Source organism: Novimethylophilus sp. (assembly GCF_036504375.1).
Taxonomy (GTDB): domain Bacteria; phylum Pseudomonadota; class Gammaproteobacteria; order Burkholderiales; family Methylophilaceae; genus Novimethylophilus.
On the sequence record NZ_DASXVH010000087.1, the window covers coordinates 21,544 to 38,026 of the forward strand.

Annotated in this window: 24 protein-coding genes; 2 read left to right on the forward strand and 22 right to left on the reverse strand. The window is 56.6% G+C overall.

Annotation, left to right across the window (positions count from 1 at the left end; translation table 11 throughout):
* Positions 1–33: 33 nt before the first annotated feature.
* The 16 genes from VGK14_RS12750 to VGK14_RS12820 form a co-directional block, all read right to left on the reverse strand.
* Positions 34–777, reverse strand: coding sequence for a ferredoxin--NADP reductase (locus tag VGK14_RS12750; RefSeq protein ID WP_331509468.1), 744 nt, complete (start codon positions 775–777; stop codon positions 34–36).
* A gap of 39 nt (positions 778–816) precedes the next feature.
* Positions 817–1,974: an NAD(P)/FAD-dependent oxidoreductase gene (locus tag VGK14_RS12755; protein WP_331509469.1), complete on the reverse strand. Its 1,158-nt coding sequence runs from the start codon at positions 1,972–1,974 to the stop codon at positions 817–819.
* A 32-nt stretch (positions 1,975–2,006) separates the two neighbouring features.
* The gene (locus tag VGK14_RS12760) at positions 2,007–2,192 is read right to left on the reverse strand and encodes a YHS domain-containing protein (protein ID WP_331509470.1); all 186 of its coding nucleotides are present in this window, start codon (positions 2,190–2,192) and stop codon (positions 2,007–2,009) included.
* A 148-nt stretch (positions 2,193–2,340) separates the two neighbouring features.
* Entirely contained in the window at positions 2,341–2,607 is a 267-nt protein-coding gene (locus VGK14_RS12765) for a DUF5676 family membrane protein (RefSeq protein ID WP_331509471.1), read from the reverse strand.
* Between the two features lie 14 nt (positions 2,608–2,621).
* Complete coding sequence (locus tag VGK14_RS14680) at positions 2,622–2,807, reverse strand: DUF2933 domain-containing protein (RefSeq protein ID WP_414691723.1); 186 nt, start codon at positions 2,805–2,807, stop codon at positions 2,622–2,624.
* 65 nt (positions 2,808–2,872) lie between these two features.
* Complete coding sequence (locus VGK14_RS12770) at positions 2,873–3,529, reverse strand: DUF6629 family protein (RefSeq protein WP_331509472.1); 657 nt, start codon at positions 3,527–3,529, stop codon at positions 2,873–2,875.
* 88 nt (positions 3,530–3,617) lie between these two features.
* Positions 3,618–3,950 carry a class I SAM-dependent methyltransferase gene (locus VGK14_RS12775; protein WP_331509473.1) on the reverse strand — a complete coding sequence of 111 codons (333 nt, stop codon included), beginning with the start codon at positions 3,948–3,950 and terminating at the stop codon, positions 3,618–3,620.
* Complete coding sequence (locus VGK14_RS12780; protein ID WP_331509474.1) at positions 3,937–4,950, reverse strand: cyclopropane-fatty-acyl-phospholipid synthase family protein; 1,014 nt, start codon at positions 4,948–4,950, stop codon at positions 3,937–3,939. Before VGK14_RS12780 ends, VGK14_RS12775 begins: the two co-directional genes overlap by 14 nt.
* A gap of 85 nt (positions 4,951–5,035) precedes the next feature.
* Positions 5,036–5,521: a YHS domain-containing protein gene (locus VGK14_RS12785; protein WP_331509475.1), complete on the reverse strand. Its 486-nt coding sequence runs from the start codon at positions 5,519–5,521 to the stop codon at positions 5,036–5,038.
* A gap of 112 nt (positions 5,522–5,633) precedes the next feature.
* Positions 5,634–6,287 carry an isoprenylcysteine carboxylmethyltransferase family protein gene (locus tag VGK14_RS12790; protein WP_331509476.1) on the reverse strand — a complete coding sequence of 218 codons (654 nt, stop codon included), beginning with the start codon at positions 6,285–6,287 and terminating at the stop codon, positions 5,634–5,636.
* On the reverse strand, positions 6,287–6,571 hold the full coding sequence (locus VGK14_RS12795) for a DUF2933 domain-containing protein (protein WP_414691724.1): 285 nt from the start codon (positions 6,569–6,571) through the stop codon (positions 6,287–6,289). Before VGK14_RS12795 ends, VGK14_RS12790 begins: the two co-directional genes overlap by 1 nt.
* 5 nt (positions 6,572–6,576) lie before the next feature.
* The gene (locus VGK14_RS12800) at positions 6,577–7,062 is read right to left on the reverse strand and encodes a hypothetical protein (protein ID WP_331509477.1); all 486 of its coding nucleotides are present in this window, start codon (positions 7,060–7,062) and stop codon (positions 6,577–6,579) included.
* A complete protein-coding gene (locus VGK14_RS12805; RefSeq protein ID WP_331509478.1) occupies positions 7,059–7,526 on the reverse strand; it encodes a DUF411 domain-containing protein in 468 nt (155 codons plus the stop codon). The genes VGK14_RS12800 and VGK14_RS12805 overlap by 4 nt, the downstream gene beginning before the upstream one ends.
* The gene (locus VGK14_RS12810) at positions 7,510–8,082 is read right to left on the reverse strand and encodes a DUF2231 domain-containing protein (protein ID WP_331509479.1); all 573 of its coding nucleotides are present in this window, start codon (positions 8,080–8,082) and stop codon (positions 7,510–7,512) included. Before VGK14_RS12810 ends, VGK14_RS12805 begins: the two co-directional genes overlap by 17 nt.
* Positions 8,075–8,428 (reverse strand): hypothetical protein, encoded by a 354-nt coding sequence (locus tag VGK14_RS12815; RefSeq protein WP_331509480.1) that lies wholly within the window; start codon positions 8,426–8,428, stop codon positions 8,075–8,077. Before VGK14_RS12815 ends, VGK14_RS12810 begins: the two co-directional genes overlap by 8 nt.
* A 79-nt stretch (positions 8,429–8,507) precedes the next feature.
* Positions 8,508–8,882 (reverse strand): hypothetical protein, encoded by a 375-nt coding sequence (locus VGK14_RS12820; RefSeq protein WP_331509481.1) that lies wholly within the window; start codon positions 8,880–8,882, stop codon positions 8,508–8,510.
* Positions 8,883–9,099: 217 nt separating this feature from the next.
* On the opposite strand from VGK14_RS12820, the gene VGK14_RS12825 reads away from it, so the two are divergent.
* On the forward strand, positions 9,100–9,780 hold the full coding sequence (locus tag VGK14_RS12825) for a heavy metal response regulator transcription factor (protein ID WP_331509482.1): 681 nt from the start codon (positions 9,100–9,102) through the stop codon (positions 9,778–9,780).
* On the forward strand, positions 9,777–11,180 hold the full coding sequence (locus VGK14_RS12830; RefSeq protein ID WP_331509483.1) for a heavy metal sensor histidine kinase: 1,404 nt from the start codon (positions 9,777–9,779) through the stop codon (positions 11,178–11,180). The genes VGK14_RS12825 and VGK14_RS12830 overlap by 4 nt, the downstream gene beginning before the upstream one ends.
* Before the next feature lie 132 nt (positions 11,181–11,312).
* Here the strand turns inward: VGK14_RS12830 and VGK14_RS12835 are convergent, their stop codons facing one another.
* The 6 genes from VGK14_RS12835 to VGK14_RS12860 form a co-directional block, all read right to left on the reverse strand.
* Positions 11,313–12,146: a thymidylate synthase gene (locus VGK14_RS12835; protein WP_331509484.1), complete on the reverse strand. Its 834-nt coding sequence runs from the start codon at positions 12,144–12,146 to the stop codon at positions 11,313–11,315.
* A gap of 230 nt (positions 12,147–12,376) precedes the next feature.
* Positions 12,377–13,051 (reverse strand): glycine zipper 2TM domain-containing protein, encoded by a 675-nt coding sequence (locus VGK14_RS12840; protein ID WP_331509485.1) that lies wholly within the window; start codon positions 13,049–13,051, stop codon positions 12,377–12,379.
* Positions 13,052–13,064: 13 nt separating this feature from the next.
* Positions 13,065–13,403: a hypothetical protein gene (locus VGK14_RS12845; RefSeq protein ID WP_331509486.1), complete on the reverse strand. Its 339-nt coding sequence runs from the start codon at positions 13,401–13,403 to the stop codon at positions 13,065–13,067.
* Between the two features lie 205 nt (positions 13,404–13,608).
* The gene (locus VGK14_RS12850) at positions 13,609–14,976 is read right to left on the reverse strand and encodes a sigma 54-interacting transcriptional regulator (protein ID WP_331509487.1); all 1,368 of its coding nucleotides are present in this window, start codon (positions 14,974–14,976) and stop codon (positions 13,609–13,611) included.
* Positions 14,973–15,449, reverse strand: coding sequence for a hypothetical protein (locus VGK14_RS12855; RefSeq protein WP_331509488.1), 477 nt, complete (start codon positions 15,447–15,449; stop codon positions 14,973–14,975). Before VGK14_RS12855 ends, VGK14_RS12850 begins: the two co-directional genes overlap by 4 nt.
* Positions 15,450–15,593: 144 nt before the next feature.
* A partial coding sequence (locus VGK14_RS12860; protein ID WP_331509489.1) for a HAMP domain-containing sensor histidine kinase occupies positions 15,594–16,483 on the reverse strand: 890 nt, incomplete at its 5' end.

Sequence of the window (16,483 nt, forward strand, 5' to 3'; positions counted from 1 at the left end):
AACCCATCCTTATATTCTATTTTTTACGTACACTTACCAATAACTTTCCACAGTGATGTGGCCGGGATCGTGCCGCCGGTTTTTCTTCATGCCACGCGCGAGCAATATTCCGGTCGTATCGCGCAGCATGTCCGGATTGCCGCACAGCATCACCTGCGAACCTTCAGGAGAAAGCGGGATACCCGCCCAGGCTTCAAGCCGGCCATCGGCAATGGTTTCCGGGATGCGCGCCTGCAACGCGAAATCCGTCTCGGCGCGGCTGACGAAAGGCACAAAACGGAACTGTTCGCTGTGCTGTTGCGCGAATTCCCGGATAGTTTCATCGTAGGCAAGTTCGTCGGCCTGGCGCACCGCATGCGCCAGCACTACGCGGTCGAAGCGCTGCCACGGCGCTTCGGTTTTGAGGATGGAAAGGAACGGCCCGATACCGGTACCGGTCGAGAGCAGCCACAGGTGCTTTGCATCGGGCACTTCGGAAAGAGTGAGAAATCCTGCCGCGTGCGCCGAAACCCAAACCGCGTCTCCCACTTCGAGTGCCGCCAGACGTTGGGTGAGCGGCCCACCCGGCACCAGGATGAAATAGAATTCCAAGGGCTTGTCGCCGGGCGCGCTGATGAAGGAGTAGGGACGCTCGACCATTTCGCCGTTGATATCGAGTGCGAGCTTGGTGAACTGACCAGCCTGGAACGGCGCCACTGCGGCGTCCACCCGCAGCGAGTACAGCCGCTCGGCCCAGCGTTGCTTACCTACCACCGTACCCTCTGAAAATTTGCTCATTTCCTTCTCCATTCGTCTCCCTTGGGTTAACTCCCTGGGTCAGCTACCGCAAGCTTTCTCTGTTCCGGCAATGCGATGATCACCGTGGCGACACCACACGCAGGTGCAATTGACGTGGTCGCAGCTCTCGTCCCGGCGCTGAGAGCGGTAACGCAGACGTGCCCAGGGCAGGAGCAAGCGCTTGATCGGCCACGGCTGGTAGAGTCCGTGGAAGACGCGATGCATATCCCAGCTCCGCGCCCGGTTTTTCTGCAGAATCCAGCGGTAACCCTTGTTGCCCAACATCGCGAAAATCGCTCGATTGACCATGGAACTCCACATCGGCGGCCACAATTCACGCCGCCAAAGCAGGTCGTAGTCCTTGCCTTCCAGCAGGCTGCGCGCCGCCAGCAGCCCGGAGAGGATGGCGTAACGCATGCCGAAGCCCCATAGAAAATCCTGGAAACCGGCTTCCTCTCCCACCACCGGATGCACGCCGATGACGGCGCGCGCCGGGATATGAAAGTTGCCCGCGCCGCCGTGAGGGCGGGGATTCACCATTTCCAGCCCCACCAGCCGTTGAAAAGCGACCACGGTGCGCTGGACATACAAGTGTTCCTGCTTGAAGCCGGAGAACATGCAGCTTTTGACGGTGCCGCGCCCGTTCATGACCAACAGGTAGGCATAACCCTGCGGTGCAAGCTCATCGTCGAGAATCACCCAGAAACCGTCCTCCATGGCGGTTTCGAAGTGGTAGCCAACGGCGATGGCGTCCGCCGCCCTGGGGCCGGCGGCAAGAATGCCGGGACCCTCCAGGCTGTCGAGACGGCTGTTGAAGCGCACTTCAACTCCCAGCCCACGCGCTTGCTCCAGCAGGGCGGTGTCCAGCGTTTCCGGCCCCGGCCCCCGCTCTACCATGTAAAACAGCGTCTTGCTGCCCGCCACCTCGTAGCGTTCGCCCCTGGCATCGAAAGCATAACCGCGGTCGCAGGGCGACGTAGCGAACTCCGTGGTAATGCCGATTTCCCGCAGCAGCTCGAGTGCATCCTGCTGCGTGCTCCAATTCTCCAGCCCCTGAAAATCGCCGTCGAAACGGTGCCCGACTTCGCTCTGCGCCTCGTGAACCAGCACGCGGCGGCCAGCCCTGGCCAGGGTGATGGCAGCCGCGAGGCCCGCGGGTCCCGCGCCGCCGATCTGGATGAGCTCCGTCTGCTCCATGCCGCTTATTTGCTTTCCATACTTTCCATCAACTACTTATGTCCACCGCAACACGAATGGTCGGCCGGTGCTGCACCGCTTGTGTACTTCCCCGGTTCGGCGACAAATGTCTTGTGGCAAGTATCCGAGCAGAAGTAGTACACCTGCCCGGCATGTTCTGCTTTTGCCGCTGCCTTCACCGGTTCCACGTTCATCTTGCATACTGGATCGATCGCCATGTTCCATCTCCCTATCATCATGCCAATGGTTGCCACGCTCTTTGGGTACCGTCGGCTCCGGGGGCAACCAATCCGGAGCCGGCACAAGCTCTTCCGCACTACAACCTGGTATTACCGGCGGCCCGGCATCCCCCGGGGCCTCACGCAGCTACGGCTGGCCGTTGCCCCAGCGCCGCTTGAGAAAGTTGTATATCGGCACATACACCAGCCCGGCATACACGCCATACAGAAAGCTCTCGATCAGCCCCAGCAGAAACCCCCGCCAGGTAAGCCACTTGAACGCCGGCAGCACCTGTTCGAGGAGCGCATGCATGTGCAGCGTTTGTGGCGTGACCAGGCCGTAGATCACGCATACGACAAACGTAACCGCGCTCCACAACCCCAATGCCCAGGAAACGAGTTTGATATTCAGCATGATCGTCTCTCCTTTTAGTGATGATGGCCTTGCGGCCGATCCTTGCCCGGTTGTTCTCCGTCCGTTGGGCGTTGCTCGCCCCCGCCACAGCCGCCGCCGTGACCGCCGTGGCCCCCATGACCTCCGTGTCCGAACAGATGCATCCCGATGAACGCCGCGAACACCAGCACCCACACCCAGTTTTGCACTAACCAGTCCATATCTGTCTCCTCATTCACGTTTACTTCAAAACCTGCACTCACTACTTACATTACTTTTCGGTACCTTACGCACGGCTCGGCATCAAGCCTGGGGTGCGCTGTTTTCCCAACCTAAAGTGCAGATAAATGACAGCGCTTAAAATCGCGGCAAAAAAACACCATACGGAAAAAAAGGCGACGGTGTAGAACCAGTAAGCCACCATAAAAAGCAACAGCGCCAGAACACCAAAAACATTGATCAACTTGTGGCTCGAAAAGAAAGAGACGACACATGTGGCCGCAAGATAGAGCGCCATCACCGGAACCTTATAAAAATGCGGTAAAACATACACAATGTGTTCATCAACCTCCGAAGTGACGGGAAATCTGACGATCAAGTAAAGCAGGTACAAGCCGACCGTGATTCCAATGATCTGGAACGCCGATATCACCTTTTTGCGCCAGGCCACGGTTTCCACCAGTCCGATGGAAAGTGGCACAAATATTGGCCACAGTACGTGCGAGAACAGCGTAAACGCATACGTCATGGTCACATTGAGCAACGGAGCATCGAAGCGGAATGACAGCCATAGCATTCCCTCGATGAATTGCTGAACCCCGAACAGCAGCGGGATCATCGCAAACGGAACCTCTGCCTTTCTTTGCGCCTTTTTCACAGTTGCCACACCGAGTGCGGACAATGAAGCTCCGGCTATAAAACTTGCTGTTGCAGAAAAACACATCGTGCCTGGTTCCTTTCATGCCGATCCGGATCGACCTTGCGCGCGCTTCCTGGCAGCCCTCCAGCATCTGGTAAGTGTTGCCCGCTGATTAACATGGCTTTTGATAAAGATCGCGCCGCGTGAGCGGGGCCGGACTGGAAAAGGGCTCACGCCTGGAAGCCAGAATTTGGTAGATCTCCGTATTGCCTTCTTCGAACTGCAGGGCACACGCTGCCATATACAGTCGCCAGATTCGGTAGACGGGTTCGGACACATATTTCATCGCTTCTTCACGCCGCTCATCCAGGCGTCTCACCCACTCGCGCAGCGTCAACGCGTAGTGCCGCCTGAGACCTTCGACGTCGTGAATCTCAAAGTTGCTATCTTCCATAAGTCCTTGAACCGTGCTGACGGTCTCGAGTTGGCTATCAGGATAAGACATGGCGATTGATGAATTCGGTCGAAAGGGTTTTCTTCCAACCGCCCTCATCGCTGGTGATGCCGTGGTTGAGGAGCAGTCCGCCGGGCTTCAGCAGCCGATGGGCAATGGCAAAGTAGGCAGGCAGGTTTTTCAAACCGACGTGCTCGAACATCCCCACACTCACCAGTTTGTCATACTTGGCCTCGCCCTTAAGATCGCGGTAATCGAGAAGTTCTACGGAAACTTTGTGTTCGAGTCCGCTGCGCCGGATCGTTTGTTGGGCATGTTTGCACTGATTTTGGCTTAACGTAATGCCATGTGCATTTACGCCGTAATGCTCGGCAGCCCAACAGATCAGCGCGCCCCAGCCGCAACCGATGTCGAGCAGTCGCTCGCCGGGTTTGAGCCGCAGTTTTCGGCAAATATGATCGAGCTTGTTACGTTGCGCTTGCTCCAGGCTTTGGCTGGCTTCCTCGTAATAAGCGCAGGAGTAGATCATCTGCTCATCCAGCCACAGTGCGTAGAAATCGTTGGAAACGTCATAATGGAAGGAAATGGCATCGCGATTGAGCTTTTTGCCGGATCTCATTCCCAGCTTCTGGTCCATGGTTTTTTTCCACTGCGGCGTGCTGTCGGCGATTGATACGGTTTTGTCTGGTTTGACTCTGAGTGCTTTAGCCGCAAGAAGGGCCTTTTCTGTCAGGGATAATTGCAACGAAGCCAGGTAATGACGCAATTTGAGAGCACTGTAAAAGTCACCATCCACGTCGACGAGCCCTTGAAAATAAGATTCCGCGAGATGCAACGGATCGCGCGACAGGACGAGAGCCTGGAAAGCCTTTGAACAACGGAAGGTGAGTGTAAATTCAGGGCGAGCGCGGCCCAGATGCACTTCGGAGCCGTCCCATAGGCAGATGCGAATATTTCCGTCGAAATCCTTGAACAGGCGATGCAGAAGATGTCTGGCCAGGCAGGCGCTGGACATTGCAGGCGGCATAGTCATTTCCGCAGGATTTGTCATTTCACTGAACTCCTTTTTCAATCGGCTCGTGCGATCCCAATGGTTGGGGCCCCGTGACACGGTTATGAAACATCCCGGACAGACTTTAGTGGCCGCCTTTTTTATTTTTCGTGACTTCGAGATTGCCGATTTCAAATTCCTCCTCGAAGTGAATGAATGCGTATTTAAGGCGATGCGCCCAGCCCTGTCCGAGCGCGATCCCGACAGACGTTAGTTCGTTCTCGAGTTGCTCCTCGGTAACCTGTATCAGGTCATATTGGATGTCCATCTTGTCGTCCTCGATGTGGACATCCTGAACGCCCATCTTGCCTGTCAAAGCATCCTGTACCCGTTTAGCCTGAGTTGTGTCGAGTGGGTAAGCGAAGCGGATTCTGCGGCATTTGACGATTTTCAGGCCTTCCTGCGCCGGCGCCTTGCGGCCGGGAAAGCCGATGTAAAGATGCGGGTTCGCCAGGAAGCGGTCGCGGCATTGCACCGAGCAAAAGGCGTATATGATGCCTGCGTGTTCCGCGGCGAACGATGCTGCCGGAACTTGCATGCGGCATACGGGATCTTGTACCAATTCGGTCACGATAGTTCTCCTGCAAGAGGACGAAAAAAGTGGCGACAACCTGCCGGGCTGGGCTTCCCTCGGTGTGTGGGCACAGCGACGAAAAAGGCCATTCCGAACATCCTTTGCGACATTACGTCGGCTGCCCTATTTGTTTGTTGAATTTTGGCCAGAATGCCAGTGTTTTGGCGGCATAGTGCCGGTATTCCTCGCCAAATTCGGCTGCTGCATTCTGTCCCTCGCGTCTCGCCAGCCGCAGGTACATGAACACCAGAACAGGAAACATTACCAATGTAATGAGGGTAGGCCACTGCAACAGAAAGCCAGCCATGATCAGGATAAAGCCGACATACTGCGGATGCCGCATACGCGCATAGAGTCCGGTAGTCGCAAGCTGATGTAGGCGTTGCGCTTGATACAGCACGCGCCATGCCGAGGACAACATAACGAATCCGCCGAATATCAGAATGTTGCTCATCATATGGAACGGTCCGAAGTGCGGATTGGAGCTCCAACCGAAGATAACTTCAAGCAAGTGTCCCGCATCGTGCGACAAGAAATTGATGCCCGGAAACTGCTTTGATAGCCACGGAAGCAACAGATAAATCGTCAGCGGAAAGCCATACATTTCAGTGAACAGCGCAACGATGAATGCCGAGAAGGCGCCGAACGAACGCCAATCCCGCGAGGTTTTAGGCTTGGTGAAGCTGAATGCGAAAATGATAAAAATCAGCGAATTGATGATCACCAGGGACCAGAGGCCATAGGCCGGGGTTGCGTCACTCATTATGACTCCTTTCTATCTTGGTCGTCGTTGCTTGGGCTTGCTTCGTGTTTGCCATGCCCTTCATGTAACAGGTGCAGCAGGGGACAGGCCAGCAGCAATAGAAAAGGCAAAAAACCAAACAGGTGGGCGCGGTGCTCGGTAAACAGGAAAACCCCCGCCACGATCAGAAAACCGATCAAGGCTAGTTTTTGCTTCGGGACACCAGATTCTGCTTGATGATGTTCGTGTTCATGTGTCGTCATATCGTTTCTCCCATTGGCCGGCATACTGCGCCAGTCAGTCATTGTTATCAGTTTGCCGGCAAACGGTACTCGAATTCGGTTTTCGTTGTACCTCCCTTACCGGGGCGTGTGATTTGAAGCTCGATGCGGAACGGGCCGATACCTATCATGTTGAAGTAATTTCCGTAGCTCATCGTGCCATTGATCTGCATCGGTTCGAGCGGCTTCTGCTGATGCGCCAGACCGAGCGGTATCACCACGGCTTCGACCTTCGCATCATTGATCCGCTGCGCAGTCTTGTTGTCGTACAACGTCACGACAAGGTGATGCGTTCCAGCAGATAAAAGGTTCTTGCCGTGCATGCCGGCTTCGGCATGCTGCTGCGGATGGCTTCCCACAACCTCGGCCGGTACCACCCCGTAGTAAATGTCCATGCCGTTCACCAAGCGATGCTGGTCGATGCCGTTGGCCGATGATGCCGCTGCGGCGAGCGCCAAAGCCAACCCTGAAAGAGATAGATAAATTCGCCTGATCATGATGACTGACTCCTTCATTCGACCGAAAACACCGTAGGGGTTTCTCCCGCCTTGGGGATGCGGTAAACCGTTAGCGTGCCCTTTTTCATCTCGCCCATCCCCGGCGAATTCATCGGCATGCCGGGCACGCTGATGCCGGCGATGGCAGGCTTTTCCTTGAGCAGCTTATTGATGGCGCTTACCGGCACGTGGCCCTCGACTACATAGCCATTGACCAGCGCGGTATGGCAACTGGCGACGCGGGTGACGCCGTAGCGTTTCTTGATGGCGCTCATGTCGTTCTGGTCTATGGCCTTAACTGCGAAGCCGTTCTTTCTCAAGTAATCGACATATTTCTCGCAACAGCCACAGGTCGGGCTTTTATAGACGGTAACGGCGGTGCCGGCGAGCGCGGCAGCCGAATTGAACAACATCGCCACAAGGAAAATGCGTGTCCACAACCACATGGTTTTCTCCTGTTCAAGTTTAGTGCGTATGCCCATGCTGGGAATTATGAGCCTCATCTTCGGGCATTGCGTCCACATGCGTATGGCCCTCGCCGCCGGGTGTGTCGCCATGTGCGTGACCGTGTGCATGGCCAGCTTCCGCGACTGGCAGCGCCATCACCCCAAGCCCATGCCGGTAAACCAGTTCCCCGCCATGCCATGCCGTGGTGGCCACCATGCTCCAGGCCCCGAGCACTACGCCCGCAAACCACCACGGGGGTATCGCATCTACCTTGCTGCGCCAGGCATCCCAACCTGCTAAAGCGGTCAGTGCCGCCAGTGTGCCAAGCGCCCAGACGCGATGAATCAGCATGGCGGCATGGCCGGCCTCGTCGTGGTTCACGCTGTTGAATGCTTGCCAACCAAAAAAGACAGTGGGCAGCGTGGACAGCGCGCCCAGCCACAGCGTGGTATGGGCGAGAATGGCGCAATGGGCTGCGCAGGCTTTGCCCCGCGTCGCTATCGCAGCCCCATGGAAGAATGCCGACACGGAGATCAGTGCAATGGGAAAATGCACCAGTAGCGGGTGCAGGTTGGGGATGATTTTAGGCATGGCCGATTATCGCTCTCGAGCGGTACTGCAAGGCAGTACCGGGATATTGGTATTCATCGGTGTAGTCATACCAGGCTGCCTTCAACCGAAACCATCGCGAATCGACAGGACTGATCCCCGACTGTCTAAGTAACGACAGTACTTGGCCGAACGAAACCGCTGCCGAATCGTAAGCGATGCCGAGGTCTCCGCTCTGTTTGTCGAGAGCCAGCCGTAGGATGCCTAGCAATCGCTTTTCGGTGTTGTGCAACGCCTCGTCGGAAAAGTTGGTTTCTCCAATGCGAAGAAGGCGGCTGACGGCATGTTCCGTATGAAAATTACCTTGATGATTGATATGAGACATCATTTGCCCCGTGCTTCAATATGGCAGGGATGATTCCGATTGAATCGGGCAGGCCATGATCCTGCCCTGCCCGATTGTCTGGCTAGTTCTTCTGCATGTCGCCCATATCCATCAGCATGTGATGCTCTTCCATCATCTGCCCCATCATGTCGTCCATGAGCTTCTGGTGTTCATTAATCCAGTCTTCATGTTCCTGCATGGTCATACCGGCCTTGGGTTTCATGGCCTGCATTTTCCCCATGATTTCATGCATCATTTTCATGTGCTCGCTCATTAGTTTCTGGCGCTCCGCGCCCTTGGCGGCTTCGGCCTGCTGCAGTTTCTGTTTGGCTTGCAGAACACGTTGCGTCATCTGCCGTTGAAATTCATCCTGCCCGGCAATGGCCGAAGCGGAGATGAATCCGATACTACAGATGGCAAGGGCGGCGATCATTTTGTTGATGGTTTGCTGTTTCATGGTTAAGGCTCCTTTTCTCAATTAAAAAACCGAAAACTGACAGATGTCAGCCAGAAGGTGATGCATTGCTTGATGCTTGCACCCTTTTGACGGATACCATTTTCATGGTAGGCCCTTTACCAATAGCTGACAGCAACATTACAAGTTTGTAATCTTGGAAAACTGGACCTGACTGCAGGCACAATTGGTATGCTGATTAATGCCTGGAGAGAAGAAGATGAAAATCCTGATAGTCGAAGACGAGCAGAAAACCGGCGATTACCTGAAACAAGGCCTGTCCGAGGCAGGCTTTGTGGTAGATCTGGTGCGCAACGGTCTCGATGGCATACATCTGGCGCTGACTGACGACTACGATCTCGTCATTCTCGATGTCATGCTGCCCGGGCTCGATGGCTGGCAGGTACTCCAGCGGATCCGGCAGGGGGGCAAGCATATGCCCGTGCTGTTCCTTACTGCTTGCGACCAGATCGAGGACAGGGTAAAAGGATTGGAGCTCGGCGCCGACGATTATCTCGTCAAACCCTTTGCATTTTCGGAATTGCTGGCACGGGTGCGCACGTTGTTGCGCCGCGGCAAGACCAAAGAGCCTGATCTGCTTCAGGTCGCTGATCTGGAACTGGATCTTCTGCGGCGCAGGGTGACGCGAGCGGGAAAACGTATCGACCTCACAGCCAAGGAGTTCGCTCTGCTTGAGTTACTGCTCAGACGCCAGGGGGAGGTGCTGCCCCGTTCGCTGATCGCATCCCAGGTATGGGACATGAACTTCGATAGCGATACCAACGTGATCGAGGTCGCCATGCGTCGTTTGCGTGCAAAAATCGACGATGATTTCGAGCCTAAGCTCATCCGAACTCTCAGGGGCATGGGATACGTGCTGGAAACTCCGGGGTCGCGATGAACCCCGAGTCGATCACTTCTCGTCTCACGCTATTCTTTTCGACTGTTTCAACCTTGGTGCTTCTCGTGGTTGGCACGCTGATCGGAACTCTGGTGGAGTCGCACTTCGAGGAGCAAGACCTGATGGAGCTCAACGGCAAGCTGGAACTAGTCCGTCATGCATTGGCTAAAGTGCACACTCCATCCGATCTCGCAACTGCTCCGCAGAGCCTATCAGATGCATTGATCGGGCATCCGGATCTTTCGGTTGCAATCCGCGGGCATGATCGTCGCGTATTGTTCACTTCGTCGAGTGCGATATTTGCCACCCACCTGCTTGAACAGCCATCTCATGGAGACTCATCCGGAAAATCAAGACTCGTGATGTGGGAACAAGGGGGCGAAGCATACCGCGGCATTTCCGCCGTAGCCGCCACTGGAATTGCCGGCCAGCCGCCGGCCACCGTTGCGCTTGCGATCAACATCGAGCGCCACCGCGCCTTCATGAAAGCATTCCGAAATAACCTCTGGCTGGCAATCGCCGCAGGTATTGCGCTAACCGTAGTGCTAGGCTGGGTTGCCGCACGTCGAGGATTGGCTCCAGTCCGTGAAATGGCAGATGTGGCAAAAGGTATTTCGGTCAGTCATTTGGGCGACCGCTTATCGCCAGAAACCGTCCCGACCGAGCTGGTCGATCTTGCGATTGCATTCAACGAAATGCTGGCTCGCCTGGAAGATTCGTTCCGGCGTTTGTCTGATTTCTCGTCCGACCTGGCCCACGAATTACGGACACCCATCAGCAATCTGATGACACAGACGCAGGTGGCTGTATCCAAGGAAAGGCCGGCGGATGAATATCGTGAAGTGCTGTATTCGAACCTGGAGGAATACGAGCGGTTGGCGCGCATGATTGCCGACATGCTTTTTCTGGCAAAGGCCGACAACGGGCTGATCATACCGAGCAGCGAAACGGTGGATTTGCCTACTGAAGTGCGGGAGTTGTTCGGGTTCTATGAAGCGTTCGCCGAGGAACAAGACGTCAGCCTGGTTCTCGTCGGAGAAGGTAGCGTTCGGGGTGACAGGCTCATGCTCCGCCGGGCATTAAGCAATTTGCTCTCAAATGCCATCAGGCACACGCCACGCCACGGCGCGGTCAAGGTAATCATCAGGCAGGAGGCGGAGTCCGGCAAAATCCGACTCACTTTCGAGAATCCGGGTGAGAGCATCCAGCCGGAACATCTACCCCGCCTATTTGACCGCTTTTTCCGAGTCGATTCTTCACGCCGGAAGGCCAGCGATGGCGCCGGTCTCGGTCTTGCGATTACCAAATCGGTCGTCGAGGCGCACCAAGGAAAGATCCAGGCTTTTTCCGCGGATGGAGTGACGCGCTTTGAGATTATTTTTCCTATCACGGATCGGTGAATAAATACATCCGATAAACGCGATTCATGAGTTGCATGTGGGGTGGCGTTGTCGATAACCAGGAGTGCAGTAGAAATGCAAAAAAGCTGGCAAATGCAAAAAAGCTGACAACGTAGTGGCGCCCATGACGCCCTAGACGGCGATGGGAGCCTTGATGGCGGGATGGCACTGGTAACCGACGATCTCGAAATCTTCGTAGCGGTAATCGAAGATCGACGCCGGCTTGCGGTTGATCACCAGTTTGGGCAAGGAGTAAGGGGGGCGCGTCAGTTGCAGGTCCACCTGCTCGAAATGGTTGGAATAGATATGCTGGTCGCCGCCGCTGATTACCAGGTCGCCGGCCTCGAGATTGGATTGCTGGGCGATCATGTGCGTCAGCAATGCGTAGCTGGCGATATTGAACGGCGTGCCGAGAAAAGTATCCATGCTGCGCATGTAAAGGTGGCAGGACAGCCTGCCTTCGGCGACGTAGAACTGGAAAAAGGTATGGCAGGGGGCCAGCGCCTGCTTGCCGTTTTTTACATTTTGCTGCGGCGGAACGCGCTCGTCGGGAAGATCGGCGACATTCCAGGCGCTTACCAGCAAACGCCGCGAGTTGGGATTATTCCGGATTTGCGTCATCAGTTCGGCGATCTGGTCGATGTGCCTGCCGTCGGGAGCCGGCCAGGAACGCCATTGATAGCCGTAGACCGGCCCCAGGTCACCATTCTCGTCGGCCCATTCGTCCCAGATGGTCACGCCGTTGTCCTTCAGGTAGCGGATGTTGGTTTCGCCCTGCAAGAACCACAGCAACTCGTGAATGATGGAGCGCAGATGCAGTTTTTTGGTAGTCACCAGCGGAAACCCCGCGGTCAGATCGAACCGTAGCTGCTTGCCGAACAGCGAGATGGTGCCGGTGCCGGTGCGGTCTCCCTTGAATACGCCGTTATTGCGAATGTCCGCCAAAAACTCCAGATATTGCTTCATGCCTCACCTTTGCTTGAATGACTGCCGGCAATCGCCGGTTTGCACATGCCATATGTAATTTTACATTGACCTGAAGTAGAGCGTATGTCGCGTTGATGCGTCAAGCACCCAATGCAGTTGTACGGCGGTAACAGCAGAGGCAGAGCGATAATAAAAAAACTGACCGACAAACCGCGAATGCGGTTGGTACGGTCAGCACAGGGAGGAGATTCTGGATGGAAATGTTGCTGCTAACTGATGACGGACAGTCCGCCGTTGATGACCCTGACCTGATCGCCGACGGCGAAGGAGGGCTTGTCGGCCATTGTGACGGTGCGGGTGCTGCCGTCGTTCATACGCACTTTCACTACATATGAAGTGGTCGCTTTGACCTTTTTCTCGATGGTATTCCCGGCATATGCGCCGCCGCCGGCACCGAGTATGGTCATCAGGATATTGCCTTTACCCTTGCCGATCTGGTTGCCGACCACGCCGCCCGCGACGCCGCCGGCGACTGCGCCTAGACCGCTCGCATCACCGTCATGTTTGACCAGGTTGATGGATGCGACTTCGCCGCAATGGGCACAGGCTTTGGCGCCGGAGTCGGCTGTAGCTACTGGGGCCGCGTTGTGGCTTTTGGCGGCGGCTCTGGTGCCGGTTGTCGCATGCCGTGTTTCGTGCGGGATTCCGGTATCCGCCTGACTCTTGGGTGAGGCGGTATTTGCAGCCTGCTGTGCTTTAGGCGCGGTGATGGTTTGCTCGGACGCAGAAGCAGGCGCCGCTGCGTGCAGAGATTCCATGCGCGCCGATTTTGCCGGAGTCACCAGCCCGGTAATGGCGCCTATGCCAAGCAGACTGAATATCGTCAGGCTGACCGCGGTGATCGCCATCAGCGGATGCATTCTGCCGAAATGAGAAGTCGTCATGATGGGGCTCCTGTCAATCATGTCCATGATGATGCTTGTAATGCCCGAGGTGCCGGCCCCTGTCGTGATGCTCATCCCAATCGTCGTCATCGTCCTCGTCACCGCGATAGGAAACAACTCTTACTTCCCGGGTTTCTTTCGGCGTGGCGATAGCAACGCCGGTGGCCGCCCCAAGGGCACCGCCTATCATTGCACCGTTGCGGCCGCCGACGGCCGAGCCTACCGCGGCACCGGCGCCGCCGCCCAAGGCGCCGCCCAGGACCGCATCGGTGGAAATCCCGCCGGCAAAAGCCTGGCTCACGGACCCGGCCAGCAGGGCGCTAAAAAGCAAGGTTCGATAATATTGACTCATTTGATTTATCTCCCGTTAAAGCAAAGTTGCTACCTAACTACAGCAACTGCTGTGCCAGAGTTTAAAAACAATTAAATACAATGAGTTATATTGATTCTGCTTGAACGGGAAATGGCGAATGCGTCGCCATGAGGCGACAGTCATTGCCACTTGAATTTCAACCTGTTGAATCTGCGATGGAAAATGTGTCTCCATCTGGAGACGGTTACTCGGTAACTTCCTTGAACAGCGAAGCGTTGAGCTGATGGCGTTGCAATAATTTATAAAATTCGGTCCGATTACGTTTAGCGAGGCGCGCGGCTTGGGTTACGTTACCGCTGGTCACCTTGAGCAGCCGCGCCAGATAGTCGCGTTCGAAGTGACGGCGGGCTTCTTCGAAGGGCACGATGCTGCCGATATCGTCGCGCAGCGCCTTTTGCACCAGGCTGGTGGGGATAATCGGGGTGGTGCACAGCACGGCCGTCTGCTCGACGATATTTTGCAGCTGCCGTACGTTGCCGGGCCACGGTGCGCCCAGCAGCAGCTCCATCGCCTCCGGGGCGAATCCATTGATTTCCTTGTGATACTTTACGCACAGCAGGTTAAGGAAATAACTGGCCAGCAGCGGAATATCCTCGCGGCGTTCCGCCAGCGACGGAATCTCGAATGACACCACGTTCAGGCGGTAATAGAGGTCCTCGCGGAAATTGCCGGCTTTCATCTCCGCGGTGATATCCCGATGTGTCGCCGAAATGATACGCACATCGATATCGATGCTCTGGGTGGCGCCGACCGGGCGCACTTTGCGCTCCTGCAGTGCGCGCAACAGCTTGACCTGCAACGGCTGCGGCATGTCGCCGATTTCGTCCAGAAACAGCGTGCCGCCTTCGGCGGCCTGGCACAGGCCTTTATGGTCGCGCGTCGCGCCGGTGAAGGCGCCGCGGGTATGGCCGAACAATTCGGATTCCAGCAAAGGCTCGGGAATGGCGCCGCAATTGATGGCGATAAAGGGCTTGCTGCGGCGCGGGCTGGCGCGATGGATGGCTTGCGCCAGCATTTCCTTGCCGGTGCCGCTCTCGCCGCGGATGAAGATGCTGGCATCGCTTTCTGCCACCATATGCGCCTGGTCGAGCAGCGCGTTCATGATGGGGCTGCGGGTAACGAAAGCCTGCCGCCATTCGTCGCTTTTGCCCACCCGCGCTTCAGTCGGCGATGCACCGGAGGCCAGGCTGGTGGCGGCTTCTACCTGTCGCAGCAGTTCCTTGCTGTCGAACGGCTTGGTCAGGAAGCCGAATACGCCGCGCCTTGTGGCTTCGACTGCGTCCGGGATAGACCCATGGGCGGTCAGGATGATGACCGGCAGCGCGGGGTCGGATTTATGCAGCGCATCGAACAGGCTGAGCCCGTCCATGCTGCCCATGCGCAGATCGGTAATGACCATGCCGGGCTTGGCGGCGGCCACCAGCGCCAGCGCCGCTTCGCCGCTGGCGGCGGAGGCAACCGTATAGCCTGCGGCCTGCAGGCGCATCGCCAGCAGCTTGAGCAAATCCGGGTCGTCGTCCACGATCAGGATCTGGGGGCTTGCGGGACTCATTTCGGTTGTGCCTCGTGACGGTCGTACATGGTTTTTTCCACGGCCAGAAGCTCGTCGAGTTTGTGTTGCAGCATATCCGCCCTTTTTTGTTCGTCTTTCAATTTCTGCATTAGTTGCGCCACGCTTTCTTCCTGTTTCGGCTGCGCAGCCAGCAAGGCTTTAATCACGCCGGCCAGGGTGCGCAAGCCTTCGTCGCGGCTGTCCGGCGCCTTCAGGTGTTCGTCCAGCAAGGCCACGGCACGGGCATCGTCCTTGTAGCGGCTGCCGGGAAGCACCGCCATCATGACCATCTGCATGCGGCCGTATTCGCTCTTGCGCCTGGCGTTGATCTGGCCGTATTCCCGTTTTTGCGCCTCTGCCGGCATCGCCGAGTAGGTTTGGGCGAATTTCATCAGCATATTGACGTTGCCGGACTCGGCCGGAGATTGCGTTTGCGTCTTCAACGGCGACTGGGCGCAGGCCGTCAGTAGCATTAAGCAAAAAATAATCCAGCTGTGCGATCTCATGTGTTTATCCATTTCAGTTTCGATGCCCCATGCCAGCTGCCGACGATGGAATACAAGCTGCAACAATAGCGCTGTCCCGGCAGCGATTGCAATGCCGGAAGCCAGCCGCCGTTATGCCCTGGTCTCGGTGGCGCTCGCCGCGATGGGCAGCGTAACGCGAAAATGCGCTCCCTGCCAAAGTGGGTCGTCTACGATCTCGATGTTGCCGCCATGCGCCAGAACGCAATCCCGGGCAATGGACAGGCCGAGCCCGCTGCCTTTGACATGGCCTTCCTGGGGCGTGCTGCCCTGGTAAAAAGGCTCGAACAGATAAGGGCGGTCCCTTGCAGAAATGCCCGGTCCGTTGTCGAACACTTCCAGCACGGCGTGGCCATCCTGCCTGCTCAGGATGATTCTCAGCGTGCCATTTACCGGCGCGAACTTGGTGGCATTGGAGATCAGGTTATCGCAAAGCGTCATCAGCCGTGTTTCGTCCCCCGGCAGCCATATTTCTTCCAGTTCCGTAAACAGGTTCAGCTTGCGCGTGGACACCGGCAAGGAGTAGTCATCCAGCACGCGCTGCACCAGGATGTGCAGCGCAACCCGGGTCTTCACCGGCACCGCATGGAAACGGCTGGCGCTGTAGTTCAGCAGGCTTTCTATCAGGCGTTGCAGGCGCAGGCTGTTTTCGCGCAATATCGTCGCGATTTCGCGCTGCTGGACGCTAAGATGGCCGCCGACGCCTTCGTTGAGCAGTTCCGCGCCTTCGCGGATGGCGGTCAACGGCGTCTTGAGTTCATGAGACACTTCGCGCAGGAAGCGATTTTTCTGTTCTTCCAGCTGCGCATGCTGTTGCCGCAGCCAATCCAGCCGTTGCCCCAGCTTTTTCAGGTCTTCCGGGCCGGATATCTCGATCGGTACGGCCAGTTTGCCGTTGCCGAGGTCGTGGATCGCATGGTCGATCTGGCGCAAGGGGCGGGCGATCAGATACGCGATGGCCAGCGTCACCAGGACGGCGAACG